Annotated in this window: 15 protein-coding genes and 3 pseudogenes; 8 read left to right on the top strand and 10 right to left on the bottom strand. The window is 61.5% G+C overall.

Going from position 1 to position 18,624, the window contains the following annotated elements; all coding sequences use genetic code 11:
• Nucleotides 1–2 precede the first annotated feature (2 nt).
• The gene (locus NXC14_RS14065) at nucleotides 3–1,256 is read right to left on the bottom strand and encodes a hypothetical protein (protein ID WP_085778652.1); all 1,254 of its coding nucleotides are present in this window, start codon (nucleotides 1,254–1,256) and stop codon (nucleotides 3–5) included.
• A gap of 191 nt (nucleotides 1,257–1,447) precedes the next feature.
• Here NXC14_RS14065 and NXC14_RS14060 point away from each other — a divergent pair, with 191 nt between their 5' ends.
• On the top strand, nucleotides 1,448–2,023 hold the full coding sequence (locus NXC14_RS14060) for a transglutaminase-like cysteine peptidase (RefSeq protein ID WP_085778651.1): 576 nt from the start codon (nucleotides 1,448–1,450) through the stop codon (nucleotides 2,021–2,023).
• A gap of 67 nt (nucleotides 2,024–2,090) precedes the next feature.
• Nucleotides 2,091–2,489: an ester cyclase gene (locus NXC14_RS14055; protein ID WP_085778650.1), complete on the top strand. Its 399-nt coding sequence runs from the start codon at nucleotides 2,091–2,093 to the stop codon at nucleotides 2,487–2,489.
• A gap of 20 nt (nucleotides 2,490–2,509) precedes the next feature.
• Here the strand turns inward: NXC14_RS14055 and NXC14_RS14050 are convergent, their stop codons facing one another.
• Nucleotides 2,510–2,884 carry a hypothetical protein gene (locus tag NXC14_RS14050; protein WP_085778649.1) on the bottom strand — a complete coding sequence of 125 codons (375 nt, stop codon included), beginning with the start codon at nucleotides 2,882–2,884 and terminating at the stop codon, nucleotides 2,510–2,512.
• Between the two features lie 309 nt (nucleotides 2,885–3,193).
• Here NXC14_RS14050 and NXC14_RS14045 point away from each other — a divergent pair, with 309 nt between their 5' ends.
• Together NXC14_RS14045 and NXC14_RS14040 are read left to right on the top strand one after the other, a co-directional pair.
• Nucleotides 3,194–3,595 carry a hypothetical protein gene (locus NXC14_RS14045; RefSeq protein ID WP_085778648.1) on the top strand — a complete coding sequence of 134 codons (402 nt, stop codon included), beginning with the start codon at nucleotides 3,194–3,196 and terminating at the stop codon, nucleotides 3,593–3,595.
• 192 nt (nucleotides 3,596–3,787) lie between these two features.
• Nucleotides 3,788–4,490: pseudogene (locus NXC14_RS14040) on the top strand (isoprenylcysteine carboxylmethyltransferase family protein).
• A 281-nt stretch (nucleotides 4,491–4,771) separates the two neighbouring features.
• On the opposite strand, the gene NXC14_RS14035 reads toward NXC14_RS14040, so the two are convergent.
• Both NXC14_RS14035 and NXC14_RS14030 read right to left on the bottom strand, forming a co-directional pair.
• Complete coding sequence (locus NXC14_RS14035) at nucleotides 4,772–5,302, bottom strand: gamma carbonic anhydrase family protein (protein WP_085778647.1); 531 nt, start codon at nucleotides 5,300–5,302, stop codon at nucleotides 4,772–4,774.
• Between the two features lie 10 nt (nucleotides 5,303–5,312).
• Nucleotides 5,313–6,008, bottom strand: coding sequence for a fumarylacetoacetate hydrolase family protein (locus NXC14_RS14030; protein ID WP_085778646.1), 696 nt, complete (start codon nucleotides 6,006–6,008; stop codon nucleotides 5,313–5,315).
• A 274-nt stretch (nucleotides 6,009–6,282) separates the two neighbouring features.
• Here NXC14_RS14030 and NXC14_RS14025 point away from each other — a divergent pair.
• Nucleotides 6,283–7,043, top strand: a pseudogene (locus NXC14_RS14025) (nucleotidyltransferase domain-containing protein).
• Between the two features lie 30 nt (nucleotides 7,044–7,073).
• The gene (locus NXC14_RS14020; RefSeq protein WP_085780119.1) at nucleotides 7,074–7,619 is read left to right on the top strand and encodes a GNAT family N-acetyltransferase; all 546 of its coding nucleotides are present in this window, start codon (nucleotides 7,074–7,076) and stop codon (nucleotides 7,617–7,619) included.
• A gap of 115 nt (nucleotides 7,620–7,734) precedes the next feature.
• Here NXC14_RS14020 and NXC14_RS14015 read toward each other — a convergent pair.
• The 4 genes and pseudogenes from NXC14_RS14015 to NXC14_RS14000 form a co-directional block, all read right to left on the bottom strand.
• Nucleotides 7,735–8,169 (bottom strand): annotated as a pseudogene (locus NXC14_RS14015) (DMT family transporter); the annotation flags it as partial.
• 205 nt (nucleotides 8,170–8,374) lie between these two features.
• On the bottom strand, nucleotides 8,375–9,484 hold the full coding sequence (locus tag NXC14_RS14010; RefSeq protein WP_085780118.1) for a sulfite oxidase: 1,110 nt from the start codon (nucleotides 9,482–9,484) through the stop codon (nucleotides 8,375–8,377).
• A gap of 231 nt (nucleotides 9,485–9,715) precedes the next feature.
• Nucleotides 9,716–10,696: an SDR family oxidoreductase gene (locus NXC14_RS14005; RefSeq protein WP_085778645.1), complete on the bottom strand. Its 981-nt coding sequence runs from the start codon at nucleotides 10,694–10,696 to the stop codon at nucleotides 9,716–9,718.
• 153 nt (nucleotides 10,697–10,849) lie between these two features.
• Nucleotides 10,850–11,407 (bottom strand): DUF308 domain-containing protein, encoded by a 558-nt coding sequence (locus NXC14_RS14000; protein WP_085778644.1) that lies wholly within the window; start codon nucleotides 11,405–11,407, stop codon nucleotides 10,850–10,852.
• A gap of 141 nt (nucleotides 11,408–11,548) precedes the next feature.
• Here NXC14_RS14000 and NXC14_RS13995 point away from each other — a divergent pair, with 141 nt between their 5' ends.
• A complete protein-coding gene (locus tag NXC14_RS13995) occupies nucleotides 11,549–12,136 on the top strand; it encodes a TetR/AcrR family transcriptional regulator (RefSeq protein WP_085778643.1) in 588 nt (195 codons plus the stop codon).
• 50 nt (nucleotides 12,137–12,186) lie between these two features.
• Here the strand turns inward: NXC14_RS13995 and NXC14_RS13990 are convergent, their stop codons facing one another.
• Nucleotides 12,187–14,157, bottom strand: a complete 1,971-nt coding sequence (locus NXC14_RS13990) for an adenylate/guanylate cyclase domain-containing protein (protein ID WP_085778642.1) — start codon at nucleotides 14,155–14,157, stop codon at nucleotides 12,187–12,189.
• Nucleotides 14,157–17,915 (bottom strand): FecR domain-containing protein, encoded by a 3,759-nt coding sequence (locus NXC14_RS13985; RefSeq protein WP_085778641.1) that lies wholly within the window; start codon nucleotides 17,913–17,915, stop codon nucleotides 14,157–14,159. The genes NXC14_RS13990 and NXC14_RS13985 overlap by 1 nt, the downstream gene beginning before the upstream one ends.
• Nucleotides 17,916–18,045: 130 nt before the next feature.
• Between NXC14_RS13985 and NXC14_RS13980 the strand changes: the two genes are divergently transcribed.
• On the top strand, nucleotides 18,046–18,585 hold the full coding sequence (locus tag NXC14_RS13980) for a Pycsar system effector family protein (RefSeq protein WP_085778640.1): 540 nt from the start codon (nucleotides 18,046–18,048) through the stop codon (nucleotides 18,583–18,585).
• Nucleotides 18,586–18,624: the final 39 nt, after the last annotated feature.

The raw sequence follows: 18,624 nt of genomic DNA, 5'->3' as shown, positions 1-18,624 counted from the left end.
GATTAGTTTTTTCCCGAACCGCCCTTGCCGGGCCCGCCATTACCGCCCTTTCCAGCCCCGTCGCTGCCCGGGCTCTCATTGCCACCATTGCCAGCGCCGTCGTTGCCACCCTTGCCAGCGCTATCTTTGCCGCCCTTGCCAGCATCGCCGTTGCTGCCGCTGCCGGCACCGTTGTTGCCTCCGCTGTCCGCGCCGTCCTGACCGCCTTTGCCAGCACCGTCATTGCCTCCGCTGCCTGCGCTGCCTGCGCTGTCGTTGCCGCTCTTGCCGGCACCGTCATTGCCTCCGCTGCCCGCGCCATCGTTGCCGCCCTTGCCGGCACCGCCGTTACCGCCGCTGCCCGCGCCGTCGTTGCCGCTCTTGCCGGCATCGCTATTGCCGCCGCTGCCCGCGCCGTCATTGCCGCCCTTGCCGGCATCACCGTTGCCTCCGCTGCCCGCGCCGTCGTTGCCGCCTTTGTCGGAACCGCCGTTGCCGGCCTTGCCATGGCCGTGATCTTCCCCGTCCTTGCTGCCGCTGTGATGGTCTTTTCCACCCTTACCGGGTTCATCCTTGGCGTGGTCGTGATCCTTTCCGCCTTTGTCGCGGCCGTGATGATCGTGGTCCTCGCCGCCCTTGCCGCCCTTGTCGCCCTTGCCGCCCTTGCCGCCCTTGCCGCCCTTGTCGCCCTTGTCGCCCTTGCCGCCCTTATCGCCCTGGTCACCGCTGCCGCCCTGGTCGCCACTGCCGCCCTGGTCGCCACTGCCGCCCTGGTCGCCACTGCCGCCCTGGTCGCCACTGCCGCCCTGGTCGCCACTGCCGCCCTGGTCGCCACTGCCGCCCTGGTCGCCACTGCCGCCCTGGTCGCCGCTGCCGCCCTGGTCGCCGCTGCTGCCCTGGTCGCCGCTGCTGCCCTGGTCGCCGCTGCCGCCCTGATCGCCGCTGCCGCCCTGATCACCGCTACCGCCTTGGTCGCCGCTGCCGCCACTTTGGCCGACGTCTTTGCTGTCACCGTCATCGCCACCGTTGCCATTGCTGACGTGCGAGTTGGTGTTGGATGTCTTCTTGCCACCGACGTCACGGCTGCTGCGATCCTTATCATTCGGACCGAACTTGTTATCAGCCTTTATTGCGCGGGTGGGCATGCACAGCCTGTATTCGAGGCTACCGCGGACTGCGGCCTTGCAATTAACAACTGTGGGGGCTGCCGTCGCCAAGCTGCTGCTTGCCAGAAGGGACGCCACAGCAAGGCTGAACTTCGCTGCTCTGCTGATCATTTCACTGGTCTCCCAAGGTTAACTAACCGTTAATTGGGAGAATATTTATACTAACAAGGAATTAATATGAAGAACAAACCAGGATTAACCTGTTCATTTCTTATAATACGGTTAAATTCACAAGTATAAAATTTTAATAAATTTTTATCCTGGCTGTGCTATCCTCTGAAGACGAACTGAGGGAATCGGCTATGAAGCGTCTCCTTTCTCTTGCCTTTTTTTTGGTGATTTTATCGCATTTTCATGCAGTTGCCGGATCGTCGCTGCCTGTGACGCGAAGCATCGGCGCGCCGGTGGGATTCGCTGCCGCCTGTGCCAAGTACAGGTGGCTTTGCGGCAGGATGGCGTCACAACAGTTCGACGAGCAGGCTGGGATTGGGCTTCTTCAAAAGATCAATCGTGCCGTAAATCGGCGTATCGTTTCGGCAGAAGATCGCTCTCCCTCCGGAAACGGGGATGTTTGGTCTCTGCCGGTGGCCGGCCGTGGCGACTGTGAGGACTACGCCCTTCAGAAAATGAAGGACCTGGTCGACGCCGGTTTTCCATCGAACAGGCTGGCACTTTCCGTGGTGATTGGACCACACGATCAAAACCATGTCGTTCTGATTGCCCGCACGGCTCAGGGCGATTATGTGCTCGACAATCTCACCAGCGCCGTTAAGCCTTGGCGCACGACGGGTTATACGTTTCTGGCCACCCAGGATTTCCAGTCGCGCACCGGTTGGCGCGTGACGCTTGCCGGTCCGCGCGCCGGCGAGTTCTCGTGATCTGCAAGCCGCAAGGCGGCGCGCGCGCTATCTTTGCCGAAAGCTCAGCCGAGCCAGGAGCGGGCCCGTGACCAAAACCGAACTTGCCGATCTCTATCGCGGCTACATCGCCTGCCTGAATCGGCAGGACTGGCTCAATCTCGGCCAGTTTGTCGATGACGGTGCGGTTCATAACGGCCGGCGGCTTGGACTTGCGGGCTACATCGCCATGCTGGAGCGGGATTTCGATGAGATTCCCGATCTTTGTTTCAGCGTGCGGATGCTTCTTAGCGATCCGCCTTACGTTGCTTGCCGGCTGGGCTTCGACTGTTCGCCGAAAGGAAAGTTTCTCGGGCTTGATGTGAACGGGAGGCGCGTTTCCTTCGCCGAGAACGTGATCTACGAGTTTCGCGGTGGGAAGATCATCGAGGTTTGGTCGGTCATCGACAAGCCGACGATCGAGGCCCAACTTGGGGACGCGCTTTGACCCAGCGGAGCGGGACTTCGTCAGATGATGGCGACGCGCTCGCCGAAGGGCGTGTCCGCGTCGAAATTGCAGGTGCCGATCCGATCGCTTTCACCCGACAATAGCCGCTGTTCCGTCGCGTCTTCGCCGCTTTCTTCCCCTTCGCCGGATAGGGCGTGCCCATGCCGCTTTCCTGGATGTTCGTCTTGGTCGACGAGCAGATCCGCATGCGGAACAAGATTGCCCGCACCATTCGTGTCCGCAACTCCCTTCGATGCCTGCTGGTCGGCGGTGATACGCGACTGGCGGGCGGCAACCCAGGCATTGTCGGGTTCCGAGCCGATCGAGGTGCTGATGCCGACCTTGGTGGGCTGGGACTCGGCGGTGGAGGAGATGCGGTTGACGGCTTCGACCATGGGGCACTCCTGCTGGTGTGAACCGGCGGACCAGTTGAGCCGTCATCCGACCGCTGATTGGCCGATCCGGGATTCAATATTGGGCCTCAGCGGGAAAACGCAAGACGGCATGGCTACTCCCGGAAAAGGCGGAATCAGGTGCAAAGGCGGGAAATTCGACGATGGATTGCATGGCCGGCAAGCTGCCTGGTGCGTGCAAGATGTAAGAATCAGAAACACTTTGTGACTAAGCTACTACAAAAGCTGCGCTTTTCGACTTGCGAGGCAAGTAGAGATGACAGATATTGCTCACATGTTGAGGACGCTCTCATGATCCGAATGATAGAAGACCCTGCCGAACTGGCTGGCGAAGACATCACTGGCAAATATATTCTCCGGAAGCTGAATTATCATTGGTTCGCTTACGGCAAGGCGGCCATCGTGACCGCCTGTAAAGGCACGATCCTCCATCTCGATCGGGAGGAAACGGTTTATTCCGAGCGCTGGAGTCGTCGTGCCTATACCGGGAGCGGTAAGCGTTATCCCGGCGGTATCTGCCCCATTTCGGCGGTCGCCTGTGTTTGCGATACCCCCGATGACGTCAATGCCGTCATTCAGCTGGATGTCGAAGCACAGGACGAATTCTATCAGCTGATCGCCAAGACGGAAGCCAAAGTTCGGGCGCTTGCCGCTTCGTCGGGAGAGAACCAGTTTCTGGAAGCGGCCGAATAGGTACTGCCGCAACGACAGTCTCCGGCCACGCAACTTCGGAAACAATGACGTCTGTTATCGGGGGGCGGGTCCATTTGCGCCTTGCCACGGGGCGCGGGCGTTTCACCTCCTGAGTCAGGTATAAGACTGTCAGGCTTTTGCGGCCGCTGCCGACATCAGAAGGCGCTCGCCCCGGTGGAACGGAAAACCCTCATGACGCAGGACCACAGCCAGCCGCGTCGCTCGTTTGCGGCGGCGCCATCGCTCGCTCGCGATAACCGTCGCAGTGATGATTCTCGCACTGTTCTGGCCCGCCGGCACGTTCGCCTGGCCACGCGGCTGGATCTTTCTCGGCCTTTTCCTGGCGCTGACTGCAATCGCGCTCGTCTGGATCTGGCGGACGAATCCGGGATTGTTTGCGGCGCGTAGCCGATATCAGAAGGGAACCAAGCGCTGGGACGCCGTGGTCGCGACGCTGACGATCATTCTCTTTGCTGCCATTCTTCCGGTCGGCGCGTTCGACGACGGCCGTTTCCACTGGTCGCCGAAACCCTGGTGGGTCGTTGTCCTCGGCTATCTCCTGATGAGCGCGGGCTATCTCGGCCTCACCTGGGCGCAATCGGTCAACCGGCATTTCGAGCCGACGGTGCGCATCCAAACCGATCGCGACCACAAGGTGATCGACAGCGGGCCCTACGCCGTGATCCGCCACCCCGGCTATGCAACCGCCATTTTGCTCGCCGCCGGAGCGGCGCTGTCACTCGCGTCGCTCTATGCGTTGATTCCCGTGGGGCTGCTCGTCGTGGTGCTCTTTGGCCGGACGCTCGGAGAGGAGGCGGAGTTGCGCAAGGGACTTGAAGGATATGCGGAGTATATGGATCGGGTGCGCTGGCGCTGGATCCCGGGTGTTTGGTGAGGGCTGCAATATCCGATTATTTGTCCTTCACATGCGCTCCGTGCACTCGCTCCTGTCGTCGCTCACCCCCCTCATCTGCCTGCCGGCATCTTCTCCCCGTTGGGGAGAAGGGACTCGTGGCAGCGCCTGGAGCCATTCCGCTAGGAAATGATGGTCGGCGGCTCGCTCCCTCTTCGCTGCGGCGGGAGAAGATGCCCGTCAGGGCAGATGAGGGGGTGAGGAGCGGAAGCGGCGAGCGAAAGGCAAATTAAGCATATTTTCCTGGAAGAGGCCCCTCTCAATCACCCAATCACCCTGAGATCCCGCGCAAACCGCTGCCAATTCGCCACATAATTTTCCGCCGAGCGGCGAATACCCTCGACAGCCGCCTCGTCAAGCACCCGCACCACACGGGCGGGTGCGCCGACGATTAACGAGTTGTCAGGGAATTCCTTGCCCTCCGTCACTAGCGCATTGGCGCCGACGAGGCAGTTGTTGCTGATCTTTGCGCCGTTCAGAATGGTCGCTCCCATGCCGATCAGCACGTTGTCGCCGAGCGTGCAGCCATGGAGAATGGCGTGGTGGCCGATGGTACAGCCCTTTCCCGTCGTCAGCGGAAAGCCCATGTCGGTATGGGCCATGACGCCTTCCTGGATGTTGGTGCCGGCGCCGATGGTGATCCTCTCATTGTCGCCGCGCAGCACCGAGCCGAACCAGATGCCGACATTTTCGCCGAGTTCGATATCGCCGATCACATGCGCATCCGGCGCGATCCAGTGGAGGCCGGCGGGCGGCAGTTTGGGGGTCAATCCGCCAAGCGCATAGACGGGCATCGGTCTCTCCTTAGATAATGTCGACCGAGAGCGTCGCAACACCGTCGATGCCGCAGGTGATGCGGTCGCCCCTCGCAACCGCGCCGACGCCGGCCGGCGTGCCGGTCATGATCACGTCGCCGGGCGCCAGCACGAAGAGCTTCGAGAGTTCGGCGATGATTTCCGGCACCTTCCAGATCATCTGGTTGAGGTTGCCGTCCTGGACACGTCGGCCGTTCTGCTCCAGCCAGATCCGGCCTTCAGTGGGATGGCCGAGGCGGCTTGCCGGGACGATTGCGGAGACCGGGGCGGATTGCTCGAAGGCCTTGGCAAGCTCCCAGGGACGGCCGAGCTTCTTGGCCTCGCCCTGCAGGTCGCGGCGGGTGAAATCAATGCCGACGGCATAGCCATAGATGCAGCCGAGCGCATCGGCGGCCTGAATGTTCGCCCCGCCCAATTTCAGCGCCAGCACACATTCGACCTCGTAATGCACGTCGTTCGAAAGCGGCGGGTAAGGGAAAGCATTGCCAGCCGGCAGCAGGTTGTCGGGGTTCTTTTGGAAGAAGAAGGGCGGCTCGCGAGAGGGATCGTGACCCATCTCGATCGCATGGTCGGCATAATTGCGCCCGACGCAATAGACGCGGCGCACCGGAAAGCGCTCGTCGCTGCCTTCAACCGGCAGTAGAACCGGTGCGGGACGCGGGATGACGGTGGCGGGATGGGGCATAGCGGGCCTTTCCTGTGCTTATCGAGTCTTTGGCTCATCTTAGACGGAAAACCGCGCGGCGGGGAAGCGTGCCCGGCAGATTGACGCTGCCGCCGCAGGGCGATATCGTTTCTGCCATGAGCCGGATTTTCGCAGTCTCCACGACGTCTCCGACCACCGTTTGGCGGTGGGTGGCAGACGCGTGAACTGATCCGTTCATTGCAGAAGACACCAACCCGCCGGAAACGAGCGGGTTTTTTGTTGCCGCTCGTCTTCCGCATTCGAGGACGAGATCGTGGACGAACTTCAGAAACAGAATCTTGCCGAGCGGGCGCTTGCCGCTGCCGGCTGTTGTCTCGCCAGCCGCTATGCAGGGGCTGCCTTTGCATATGTCACCGGCTCCATCATGCGCGGTGAGGGGACCACGTTTTCGGACATCGATCTCGTCGTGGTGTTTCCGTCGCTCCAGACAGCCTGGCGGGAATCGTTCACCGAAGACGGTTTTCCGGTCGAGGCCTTTGTCCACGATCCGCAGACGCTGGCGCATTATCTCCATGCAGATGCGGAGAGCCGCTGTCCGATCATGGTCAATATGGTTGCGACGGGCAGCATCGTAGGGCCGAATATCGAGCGCGCCCGCGCTATCCAGGCAAAGGCGGCGAAAGTGCTGGCGGCAGGGCCGAAACCTCTCGACGGCCCAAGCTACGATATGCTGCGCTATCAGGTCACGGATCTCGCCGACGATCTGCGCGGCGCCCGCCCGCCCGAAGAGATCGCCGCTATCTCAGCACTTCTCTACCAGCAGCTAGCCGACCTCATCCTGCTCGGGCGCGGCGCATGGACCGGCCGCGGCAAGTGGGCGCCGCGCCTCATCAGGAAGCTCGAGCCCCGATTGGCGGCGGAATTCGATACGGCGTTCAGGCTTGCGGTGCAGGGTAACAGCACCCGGTTCCTGGCCTTGGCCGACAGGGAGCTCGACTTACACGGCGGGCGCTGTTTCAATGGCTTCAGCAGGAGGCTCCGGTGGCGGCGCGGCGGTCGGAAGAGTATCTGTAACATTGGCGAGTGTTCGAGATTGGATGGAAGATGTTTGCGACCGAATTCAAGAATGCCTCTCAGCCGCGAGTGAGGCGTACCGCCAGATTGCTGCTCAGAATTCCCATGCAACGGGATCTCGATTTCCTCACTCGACTTTTTTCGCGGCCGGAAGTGGTCGCGCATCGGCCCGTGCCCCGGCCCGATACGCCGGAGGAAAGTGCAGCACGGCTTGCGCGTGACATCGGCCATTGGAAAGATCATGGGGTCGGGCGTTGGGCGGTCGAGTCAGACAATGCCCTGATAGGATTTGGCGGCGTAACCGTTTCCAAGGAATTCGAAGGCGTCAATCTTTCCTATCATCTGCAACCTGATAGCTGGGGGCGCGGATATGCCACGGAATTGGTCAGGGAAACGCTGACCTTTGCCTTCGACGATCTGCAGGCGGAGAAGGTGATCGGATTGGTTCGAACCGCCAATGCCGCTTCGAGACGCATTCTTGAGAAATGCGGCTTCTGTTTCGAGCGCGAGGTGATCCTGCACGGCGCGCCCACCAACATGTACATGTTCGCGAGGTCATCCAGACGCCCACGGTAACAGTGCGCAGGCCCAGGACGATCTCTGCTTGGCACCAGAAGCGGCCACTATGAAAGCCATTTCGCTCGTGCTCAGCTCTTGGTCGCCTCGACTCTGGTCGTTGGCTTCAGCAGGAAAAGGCGAGGATCGATCCGATCACCTGCCAGCGTCCCATCGGCTCAGCCAGAATGAACCGTGCAAGAATCATGGTGATGATGCCGGCGGTGGTGGCATCGGCATATTCGAGGCCGACAAAGATCAGCCCCTGGCAGATGGCGAGCCCCATTCCGCCGATGACGAGCAGTTCGAGGCCGCGGGCCCGCACGAGTGTCACCATGTCGCCGAAATGCCGGTGCAAGATCGGCATCAGGATCGCCCAGGCGATCAGCACCCGCCAGAAGCAAAGCGCCCAGGGCGGCATCTCCGAAGAAACCCATTTCGCGGCGATATAGACGCCGGCCAACAGCAGCCAGCAGAAAACCCCCACGGAATAGGCGCCTGCAGGCGAACCGCTCGCCGCCTGTTCCGTCTCGACCGTGTCGCGATGGACCGCCAAGACATGTATCACCATGGCCCAGTTATGCCACAATTCCCCGGGGGCCGCACAGATGAAGGCGTCGGCACTTCTCCTGTTGCGCGCGAGGACGACGTTCATTGTCGGCGGGCCGGCTACGATGAAAACGCAGCATTTCCCGATCACTAGGCGCTTGGGGCCGACAGCCGACGAGCCTCGGCCGCTTCGCGCCATAACCCGCCATTCCGCCTCATGCGGGTGATTAGATCACGAATTCCTCTTGGTACGCCTGTGGCTCAGGGACGACCGTAACCTCCACCGGAATGATCCAATTTGCCACGTAGCTTTCGCAGTCGGAACGCTGGAGGTCGGGCTGCACGCACCCCGCCGCATCGACCGCGCGACATCGTAGCGTATATCGCCCCACGTCTTCAGGGGTCCACATGTACTCCCACAAGCGCCATGCAAAGGGGCGTTCTGTTTCGAGGAGCCTTGCCTCGCGCCAGCCCCTGCCATCTCCGGTGCAGACCTGAACCTGCCGGACAGCAGCCTCTCCGCTCCAGGCGGCTCCGAAAATCCGGTACGGTTGGCCGACGATGAGATGCGCCCCCTGTACGGGGCGCGCGATCTGCGCTTTGACCTCCATCTCCGCAAGGGGGACCAGCGTGGGTTCCCCGAGGCTGCGCTCCCAACGGAAATAGTCGCGCGCTTGCCAATAGCCAAGGAAGGGTTGCTCCACGACCGTGATATGCGTGATCCACTTGACCCAAGCCATGCCGAACCAGCCACCCACGACCGCGCGTAGCGGGTGGCCGTGATCGCGCGTCAACGGCTCCTCGTTCATCGAATAGGCAAGGATCGTGCTGTCAGCGATGGCCTTCTCAAGCGGTAAACTGCGTGCAAAAGCGATGGGGCCGGGAGAAGCCGTTTTCTTGTTCGTGTCGACGACGCCGCTGTCGGCGCCAATGAGCAGAACCTCACGTGCGGTTCGCTTAATACCGGCCAGTTCCAGAATCTCGCGCAGAAGAACACCTGTCCACGCGGCATTGCCGACGGCGCCGTTCTGCCACTGCAGCCCCTCCCTCGGCGGCACATAGTAGACGCGCCCGTTCCCCGCGCATTCGACGACTGCAGTGAATGTCGTGCTCCGCATCGCCTTGATGCTGTCGAGGTCAAGTTCGATCGGCCGCTCCACCGCCCCGTCAATACGCAATCTCCAGTCTCGCGCATCGAGCTCCGGTGACGGAAAATGGTTTCGCACGAAGAACAGCTCGGTTGGGATTAGCCCATCGGAGAGCGACGCAAACGGAAACTCGGTGTTTGGTGGGGACTTCTGTCGAACTATCAGACTGGGTTGCTGTGGTGTCGGCATCGTCCTCGTCTCCCCTTCCAAGAGCACAACGTCGGCTCTCCATTGCGCGAATTCCCTCGGTCACATCGCTCCTCGCAGTGCGTCTGTCGCATTCCGCCTAAGGGCAGCATTCTAGCACATACCGCGCCTTGCTCGGACCGACCTCGACCGGCAGCAAAGAGCCGTTAGTGGTCAACGCGTCACGGCAATTTTGTACCAGCCGCGGACACCGCGCCCCCGCAAAGGACCAAACTAACCAAGAGCCCCTTGCTCCGCGCAAATCCTGTCGATCAGTGCATCGAGTTCACCTCTCGGCGGGCGGCTTTTGGCCAGCCGCTGCTTGAGGTGCATGATCGGTTCGGCGAGGATTTCATCGAGGCTCTCGGCACAGGTGAAGTCGCCCGCCACACGCTTGACCTTCGAATTGTCGAAAATTGCCGTCCATGCCTTGTCGCCGAGGAGGGAGCCGATCCATTCCGGATTGTACTTGATCAACGTGTCCGTTGGCACATGGACGATCTTCGCCTCCACGCCGAGCAATCTTGCGATCGTCTTTTGAATATCGTCCCAGATGTGGGCTCTGTCCGAGGTGATGTGGAAAATCTCATTCAGCGCGGCCTTTTTACCGAAAAGCCCGACGAAGGGCACGGCGAAGTCGACTGAGCGGGTGAGCGTCCAGGGCGTGTGGCCGTCCCCGGCCACGATGATGGGGTCGCCGTCGAGCATGCGCCTCGCCATGATATCGCTGTCGCCCATCATGATCGGCAGGCCGGTGCGGACGGTGTGGCTGGGGCGGACGATCGTCCATGCAAGATCGCCGGATTTCCTGAGCAGTTCCTCGCAGGCGATCTTGGCCTTGCTGTAGGGCCAGTAAGGATTGATCGCCGGGGTCTCCTCGGAGATCACGTAATGACGCGGCGGCTTTTCGTAGACCGAGGCCGATGAGATGAAGATGTATTGGCCGCAATTGCCCGAAAAGACCCCGATGTCACGCGACACTTGATCCGGCGTGAAGGCGATGAACTGGCAGACGACGTCGTAATTCGCCCTGGCGAGATCGACATAGGCGGCCGATCCAAGTTCGCCGACGATCGAGGTTACCCCCTCAGGCAAGGCGGCGCTTCTCAGGCCGCGATTGAAGACGCTGACATGATGGCCTTCGGCAACGGAGCGTTCGACGCATGGATGGGAGATCTGGCCGGTGCCGCCAATGAAGAGGACTTTCAAAGCCATGGAGTGACCTCAGGGTCTGTGGGCGGGATATGCGGTCACTCTTCATAGCGCGAAAGAGCTTGATCGTCTTCCGCAAATCGCAGGCCACACTGGCGGTCGGCCTTTCAACGGCGGCAAGCGGCTTCGAACTTGCCGCCGCAGGACCGACAGCGTCTATGCTTGCGCCTTGCGATAGGATGCGACGACGAGCCAGATTGCCGAAAGCAGGAAGTAGAATGCTCCGAATGCCGCATAGGGGACGATATCCAGGATCGTCGGCGCCGTGGTGCCGAGGGACTGGCTGATCATGAAGCCGCCGGCAAGGGCCGATTGGGCGCCGCTCAGGATCATCACCCATTGGGCGCCGTAGAGGCGCCAGCGCCTGACGCCGGTATAGAGTTGCAACAGGCCGGAGAAGATCGCCCAAACGCCGAACGCGGCAAGAACCGCATAGGTGCTGCTGCTGACGGCGATGATGACGGTGAGCGTCATGATCGTGCTGACCACGACATTCAGCGCTTGGGACGGGTTGGCCTTCAGGCCGCCGTTGGCCCGGGCGTCGACCAGATTGGCCAGCGCATCCCATAGAGGGTAGATCACCAGCAGAAAGGCGGCGGGGCCAGACTGACGCCCCAACAGAATGGCGGTGGCAATCCAGGTGACGGAGAATGCGGCACGTGTGAAATAATAGGATGGCAGCCAGTTGGACTGGCTTGAGGAAAAGCTTTGCATCGGAGGGTTCCCTGTTTTTTTGGCTACCTACTAGTAGGAAGTCTATTGGATCGAGTCAACGCCATGGCCGGACACCTTCTTGTGAGGGGATGAGGACAGCAATAGGCTTGACAATATGCCTACCAAAAGATAGGCGACGCTATGAAAGCAATGGCTTCGACTTCCGATAAAATCCTCGACATCGCACAGTCTCTCATTGTTGCGGGAGGCTATAACGGCTTCAGCTATGCCGATATCTCGGCTGCCATCGGCATCAGGAAAGCGAGCATCCACCATCATTTTCCCACGAAGGCCGATCTCGTCTCGGCGCTGGTGGATCGCTACATCAAGCAGGCGCAGGCGGGTCTGCAGTCTCTGCGCGAGCAGGCCGCAAACCCGGCCGATCAGCTGCAGTTCTATATCGACTATTGGCACACATGCATTCGGGATGCCTCGCAGCCGTTCTGCGTCTGCGCAATGCTGGCGAGTGAAATGCAAATGCTGCCGGACGAGGTCGCATCCCGCGTCCGCGCGCATTTCCAGAATCTCGCCGGCTGGCTAACCTCGGTGCTGGAGGCTGGGGTCGAGCAAGGTCTGTTTCAGCTGGAAAAGCGGCCGGAGGAGCAGGCGCAAATGCTGATGGCATCGGTCCATGGGGCGATGCTGTCGGCGAGGGCTTTGGGCAATACCGGGGTGTTCATCGCAGTCGTTGCCCCTGAGTTTGCGAGGCTGCGGTCAGCGGGTCGCTAGGATTAACCCCTAGTCCGAAGCCGCCTGCTGGTGAAATCTAGTCCCTCAGGTCATTCCTCGCCATCGGCGGCCAGCCCATCCCGCACGATCGCGTAATAGCCGGCAAGCTCGGGAATATCGGCGGCCAGCTTGTCGAAGACCGGGTCCGACGGGGCGAGCGTGGCGGCATATTTGGCGTCGATGAATGCCTGGTGGGCGGCCAGCGCTTTGGCGTCGGCCTTGTGCACGACGGTGAAGACGGGTGAGGGGGCGGTGCGGCCCTTGACGATGATGCGGTCGAGTTCGACGACGATATAGGTGTCAGCGACCAGCCTTGCGGTTTCCTCGCCGAGCAGCAGCGCCACGCCGTAATTCTTCGAGGCGCCTTCGAGGCGGGAGGCGAGGTTGACGCTGTCGCCAAGGCAGGAATAATCGAAGCGGCGGGTCGAGCCCATGTTGCCGACGATGCACTCGCCGGTGTTGATGCCGACGCCCATCTTCAAGACATGCGGCTTGCGGCCGAGTGCGGCCGCCTCCCGCTCCAGCTGACCGTTCAGACGCGAAATCGCCGCCTGCATGGCGAGCGAGGCGCGCACGGCGTGAAGCGCATGGTCGGGGTCGTCGAGCGGCGCATTCCAGAAGGCCATGATGCAGTCGCCCATATATTTGTCGATCGTGCCGCCGTGATCCATTACCACGTCTGAAAGCGGCGTCAGCAACCGGTTGATCAGGCCGGTCAGCTGCTCCGGATCATCTTTCAGCGTCTCGGCGATCGTGGTGAAGCCGCGCACGTCTGAGAACAGAACCGAAAGCGTGCGTCGCTCGCCGCCGAGCTTCAGCTGCGACGGGTCACTCGACAGGCGCTTGACGAGATCGGGCGAGATGTATTGGGCGAAGGCGCGGGTGATCTGACGCTTGTTGCGGCGCTCCTCGGCGAAATCGAAGGCGGCCTGGCCGAAGACAACCGAGATATAGGCGACCGTCGGGCCGAGCGGTGAAACGAAGACATGGGTGAGCCGGATGCCGGCGGCACTGACGGCCGCGAAGGCGAGGAGGGCCGCCACGCTGTTCACGACCGTCAGCCAGCCCGTTGAGCGCCAGACGGTGGCGGCGGCAAGCAGCACCGATATCAGGATGCAGGCGGCTACCGTCGGCAGCCGGGCCTCGGCGATCGACAGGCCGCCGCGGATATTGTCGTAGATCGTAGCCTGGATTTCGACGCCGGAGACTAGCTTGCCGGTATGAACTGTATAGGGTGTGGCGAAGGCGTCGACGCCACCCTTGTCGATGGCGGGCGCATTCTGCAGGCTGAGGCCGACGAGCACGACGCGGTCCTTGAAGTAGCCCGGCGGCAGCAGGTTCTTCGGGTCAAGCGCCTGGTAATAGGAGACCGTGGGATAGCTGCGGGCCGGGCCGAAGGATTGGATAAGCCGGCCGGCAGGCAGCGCTTCGGGCGCCACGCCCGAGGCCTTTGCCAGCATCGCCGCGAAGCCATCCTCATAGCCCGGGATGCGTCGGAAGATGCCGTCACCGCTCAGATCGATCGAGGCGATGCCGGTGACGGCGCCCGCTTCGGTCAATTGCGGCAGGGGTGTCGCCCGGATCAGTTGCGATGCCTGCGGCGTCTCGATCAGCGTCTCGTCGCCGGCCAGCACGACATCGGGGCCGACGGCCCTGGTGATCGCCGCGTCATTATCCGATGATGAGGGTTCGGCCATGATGATATCAAGGCCGATGACGCGGGCGCCGGCGGCGCGCAACTGGCTGATGAGCTCGGCATGCAGGCTGCGCGGCCAGGGCCATTGCGCGTTTATATCGGCAAGCGAGGGTTCGTCGATGGCGACGATGACCGGCCCGCCGGGTGGCGGACGGGGATCGTCGACGGTCGACAGATAGTCGAAGCTTCTGAGCTCCAGCAGCGACCAGGCGGGGAGGCGCGACAGGAGCGAGATGGCGATCAGCGTGGTCAGCGACAGTATCAGGAGCCTGAGATGACGGCTCCTGATCTGCCTAGCCTGCCGGGGCTTGTCCCGCATCCGCATCAGAAGCGGACTTTGAGCGTGCCCTTGAAGGCGCGGCCCCAGCCGGGCACGCCGGGCGTGATCTCGAAGTCCTCATCGAGCAGGTTATAGGCGGCTGCCTCCAGCTCGACCCGCTTGTCGAACGGCTCCCAGACCAGGTGAGCGTCGAGGGTCCAGTAATCGTCGAGCTTGGTGCCGAACCGATCGCCGTCGCGCTCGCCGATATAGTTGGCGGCAACTGTGGCCTTGACCTTGGCTTCGTTCACCCAGGTCAGCGCAATCTGTCCGGAGTTCTGCGGTATGAAGGGAAGGGGGCCACCGTAGATCGGCTCGAGCGGGTCCCTGTTCTCCGAATCCATATAGGCATAGGTGGCGGAAAGACCGAAACCGTTGCCGAGCGCGACGTTGGCAGTGACGGAAGCGCGATCGATGCTGCCGCGCGAAATCGGCAAGCTGGTATCCGAGGGAAGCGAGATCAGCGGAAAATCGATCGAGAAATCGTGGAGTTCCTGATGCTGGTACTCCACCGAAGTGAAGAAGCGGTCAGTCCATTCGGCATCCCATTGTAGGGCAAGCGTATCTGTATAGCCTTGCGGATTGGTGGAGAACTGGTTGGCCTGCAGCCCGAGTATGCCGATTGGGGCAAGGGTCGGCACTGTGGTGTCAACACTTTGCCGCATGAAGGCGGCACGCAGCCAGTGGTTTTGAACCGGCGCCCAGGCGAGGCCGAAGCGCGGCTCCAGCCGGCTGATGTCGATGCCATCGCCTTCCAGGCGCGTGGCAAACAAGGCGTATTCGCCCTTGAGATCGGGCGTGATCTCATGCAGCACATCGACATAGGCGCGACCGATACTGACGGTGTTGTTGGCTGTGCTGGGACCGCTGATGACTTCCGGGATGACCGGGAAGAGAGGAATGATTTCATAAGACCGGGATGAGACGGTCTTGCTGGTGTCTATCCACCCACCCTCGATCCCGTATCGCCAGGTTAGCGGCCCGCTGCCGATGGAATGGCTGAGCGCCCCGATGTAAGTTTTGGATGAGATGTCCTCGACCCCATCAAGGACGGGAATGATGTCTGGATCGGGTAGGGGGAAAAGAGGCGCATCGTCGGCTTGAAGAGAGCTTGCTGTCCGCGATCTGGTTTCCGAATAGAGGAATGCACCGTTCAATATATTTTCATAGGCGAAGGTGTGGCTCCAGCCGATGCCGGCATTGGTTAGCTCGTTCTCCACATCGCGGCGGAAATATTCCGACGTTACTATCGTTCTGATCGGAATGCCCGCCAAATTGAACAGGTCCGTCAGGACCGTGCCCTGCGTTTGCGCGTCCAGCGTTCCATCATTCTTGCCATGGTTGACGAAGGCTACCACGCGATCATCAGGCGTGACCGTTGCCGTCAGATAACCGTTGGCGCCCAGCAGCTTGTTGTCCGTCTGGACATCGCCGAAATTCCGGTAGTCGCGGTCGAGCGCCAGCTCTTCCCAGGTCAAGTTGCCGTAGAAGCTGATCGGGATGGTCTCATTGGAATACCCCTGGATATCGGCTTCACCGATACGTCTTGTATGCCCGTCGACGCTGTTGATGCCGCCGCCGAGCGAGCCTTCGATGAAGGGGACATCGAAGAGCGACGCGGAGCGCGAACGGCCGGAGAGCATGTGCGGAGAAATCAGCAAGCCCTGGATGAAGGATGAGTAGCTCGACGCATTGCCGCGGTTCTGGATGATATTGTCGTCGCTGAAGTTGGCGGCGTTTACGAAAGGAAAGATGCTGCCCTTGATCGACTGGTCGATATAGCCGCTGCCTTCGAAAGGATCGAAAACGGCATCGCCATAATAGCGGCCCCAGGCATCCAGGCCCTGCAGTCGGAAGGCGTTGTTCAGCGTCGAGCCGGCGCTTGCATTGGCGCCAAGACCGCTGTAATCGCCGCCGCGGGCACGCGAGCGACGCAGAAATTCCTGGGCATTGCGGATCGCACCATCAGCGTCATAGTCGTCGATGTCGACGGCCGTGCGGAAGGCTGGAATCGCCGGATCGTTGTTGTCCAGTCGGTCGGCATTGTCGAGCGCCTGCTCGGAGGGGATGCGGTCGCCCTTTTCATAATGGGCGGCGGCGAGCATCAGCTGCGATTGCGAGTGGGTGGGGTTGGCGGTGCTGGCGGCGAGCAGGTCTTCCAGCGCCTTGTCGCGCTCTCCTATCTGCAGGTAGTAGCGGCCGCGGGCGAGAATGGCGATGTCGAAGCCCGGCTCGGCGGCGAGCGCCGTGTCGATCTCGCGCTTGGCTTCCTTCATGCGCCCCTGATCGAGATAGAGGATCGCGAGATTGGCATGCGCCACTGGATCTTGCGGATCGAGCGCGATCGCCTTGAGAAAGGCCTCCTCCGCTTCGCCATTGGCGTCACGCGAACTCTGCAGCAGGCCGAGCGAGTTCAGCGTGCCCGACGAGCCGGGCGCAAGCTCGATTGCGCGGTTCAGGTCCGCGAGAGCGCCGTCTGTATCGCTTTCATAGGCTGCCTTGTATTCGGCGCGGGCGGAGAGCGCCATCGGATGGTCGGGGTCGAGCGCCAGCGAGCGTTCTATCGCCTCCTTCATCTGCTCACGGTCATCGGTGAGCTGCGCCAACTCGGCGCGGACCGCCGGCAGGGTCGGGTCATCGGGATAGCGCCGTTCCGCTTTCTTTATTATCTCGAGCGCTGCGCGCGGGTTTTCCAGGAAGCCTGCGGTATAGGCCTGCATGATTGCGCCATAAGGGCCGGCGCTATTGGCCGGCGGCGGTTCGGCATGGGAGGGGTCAGCGAGGGAGCGGGCGAAATAGCCACCATATTGCGCCATGTTGCGACGCGTCGGGTCGAGCTGCGGCAGGGCCTTCTGGAAGAGCTTTGCGGCATCGCCATAGCGCTTTTCGGAGCCGGCAATGGTGGCGTCAATCAGGTCGACGCGCGCCTGCTGGGCTGCCGTCAGCTTGCGGCCGCGGATATTCTGCAGTGTTGCGGTGGTTGCCTGGCGTCCGTCGTAGGCGCTCTGCGCTTCGGCCAGTTCCAACCAGTCCTCGGTGGTGCGGCGCTCGGGAGCCAGCGCCAGCAGGCGGCGACGCTCGGTCGCCATGCGATCGGCTCGCAGCGGCGACGTCGGCAGCAAGTCGAAGCCGCCGCGCAGGTCCAGATAAAAGAGCATCTGTTCACGGTCGTCAGGATTGACGCTGAGGATCTTGTGCGGCGCCTGGCCAATGGACGCCACGGCGCCTTCGCCCTCACTTACATCGACGCTGCCCTGCGGGTTGCTGAGCGCCACGCGGCCTTCGAGCACGATCATCGAGGTCTTGGCGTCTTCGACGGTCATCGTCCAGTCGGTGCCGCGGATAGCTGCTGCGGCAGCCGGTGTTTCCACAGTCAGGCCCTGGCCGCCGCGCTCGGCGCGTGCCCAGATGGTGCCGGATTGGAGATTGAGCACCGTATCGCCGCTGGCGGCCATCTTCTTGACCTGCAGCGACGAATTGCGACCGAGGCGGACCTGCGTGTGATCGGAAAAGACAATGGCGAGCTGGCCGTTGGCATTGGTGCGCAGCACGTCGCCGGTGAGGAGATCCTGATTGATGTCAACGACGCGCCAGTCCGACACGTCGATGAATCGCACTTCCTCACCGGTCTTGCGGGCAATGACTGAGCCGGCGACCGGCGTGGCGCGCGGCACGGGATCGGCCATTGCCGGCAGTCCGAAACCAGGCACGGCAAATGCAAGCGCCACCCCGATGCGACAGATGTTACTGGAATAACCCCGCATGTCCTCGACCCCATACCCCGCTTCCCCTTTGTCCGCGTAGAGTGGAAAAGTCAAGCATGTTGCACACGTGTTCTTGCTTTCGCCAACAAGTGTAATATCAGGGAAACACTTTGAGGTATGGAGTATTCAGGTGAGCGAATTTGAAAGTGTCACTGAGGTAATGCTGAGCAATCCCTCGAGCGGGGACGTCAGTACCGAGTATTTCGATCATATCAAGAAAATCAATGACATATTTTATGATCAGATCAAAATATCCGATCAGAAGGCGGCTTATATCTTTACTTTCATGCTCGCCTTTCTGGTAAGCTCCAGCGAGGTGAGGGCCGTCTTCAGCCTGGGGCGCTACACCGGCGGTACGCCGGGCAGCATACTGTTCTCCGGCCTGCTTGCCGCAGCTTCGGTCTTCTCAATGCTGTCGGCGATTCTCGTCGTGCTGCCGCGGCGTCTCGGCACCTCCACGTCGCTGTTCTGGGGCGCCTGGCCCAAGCATCGCGACATGTTCTTCGAGGCGGCTGTCCGCCGTGACGAGCGCTACCTCTTCGACCAGTATTTCGAAAACGCCAACATCCTCTCCGCCATCGCCTGCAACAAGTATCGCTGCGTCATCTTTGCCTTTCGCGGGCTGATGGTGAGCGTGATCGCCTATGTGCTGCTCTTGGCGGCGGGGTGAGAGTGAGGCGGCGACCTCAGGGAGGCAGGGCGCGCCGAG

The sequence above is a fragment of the Rhizobium sp. NXC14 genome, from assembly GCF_002117485.1.
GTDB lineage: Bacteria > Pseudomonadota > Alphaproteobacteria > Rhizobiales > Rhizobiaceae > Rhizobium.
This window is presented reverse-complemented; position numbering and strand designations above follow the sequence as displayed.

What these genes read in the sequence shown, in the direction of transcription:
- NXC14_RS14065 (WP_085778652.1), bottom strand. Translation starts at nt 1,256, where the DNA reads ATGATCAGCAGAGCAGCGAAGTTCAGCCTTGCTGTGGCGTCCCTTCTG.
- NXC14_RS14060 (WP_085778651.1), top strand. Translation starts at nt 1,448, where the DNA reads ATGAAGCGTCTCCTTTCTCTTGCCTTTTTTTTGGTGATTTTATCGCAT.
- NXC14_RS14050 (WP_085778649.1), bottom strand. Translation starts at nt 2,884, where the DNA reads ATGGTCGAAGCCGTCAACCGCATCTCCTCCACCGCCGAGTCCCAGCCC.
- NXC14_RS14045 (WP_085778648.1), top strand. Translation starts at nt 3,194, where the DNA reads ATGATCCGAATGATAGAAGACCCTGCCGAACTGGCTGGCGAAGACATC.
- NXC14_RS14035 (WP_085778647.1), bottom strand. Translation starts at nt 5,302, where the DNA reads ATGCCCGTCTATGCGCTTGGCGGATTGACCCCCAAACTGCCGCCCGCC.
- NXC14_RS14030 (WP_085778646.1), bottom strand. Translation starts at nt 6,008, where the DNA reads ATGCCCCATCCCGCCACCGTCATCCCGCGTCCCGCACCGGTTCTACTG.
- NXC14_RS14020 (WP_085780119.1), top strand. Translation starts at nt 7,074, where the DNA reads ATGTTTGCGACCGAATTCAAGAATGCCTCTCAGCCGCGAGTGAGGCGT.
- NXC14_RS14010 (WP_085780118.1), bottom strand. Translation starts at nt 9,484, where the DNA reads ATGCCGACACCACAGCAACCCAGTCTGATAGTTCGACAGAAGTCCCCA.
- NXC14_RS14005 (WP_085778645.1), bottom strand. Translation starts at nt 10,696, where the DNA reads ATGGCTTTGAAAGTCCTCTTCATTGGCGGCACCGGCCAGATCTCCCAT.
- NXC14_RS14000 (WP_085778644.1), bottom strand. Translation starts at nt 11,407, where the DNA reads ATGCAAAGCTTTTCCTCAAGCCAGTCCAACTGGCTGCCATCCTATTAT.
- NXC14_RS13995 (WP_085778643.1), top strand. Translation starts at nt 11,549, where the DNA reads ATGAAAGCAATGGCTTCGACTTCCGATAAAATCCTCGACATCGCACAG.
- NXC14_RS13990 (WP_085778642.1), bottom strand. Translation starts at nt 14,157, where the DNA reads ATGCGGATGCGGGACAAGCCCCGGCAGGCTAGGCAGATCAGGAGCCGT.
- NXC14_RS13985 (WP_085778641.1), bottom strand. Translation starts at nt 17,915, where the DNA reads ATGCGGGGTTATTCCAGTAACATCTGTCGCATCGGGGTGGCGCTTGCA.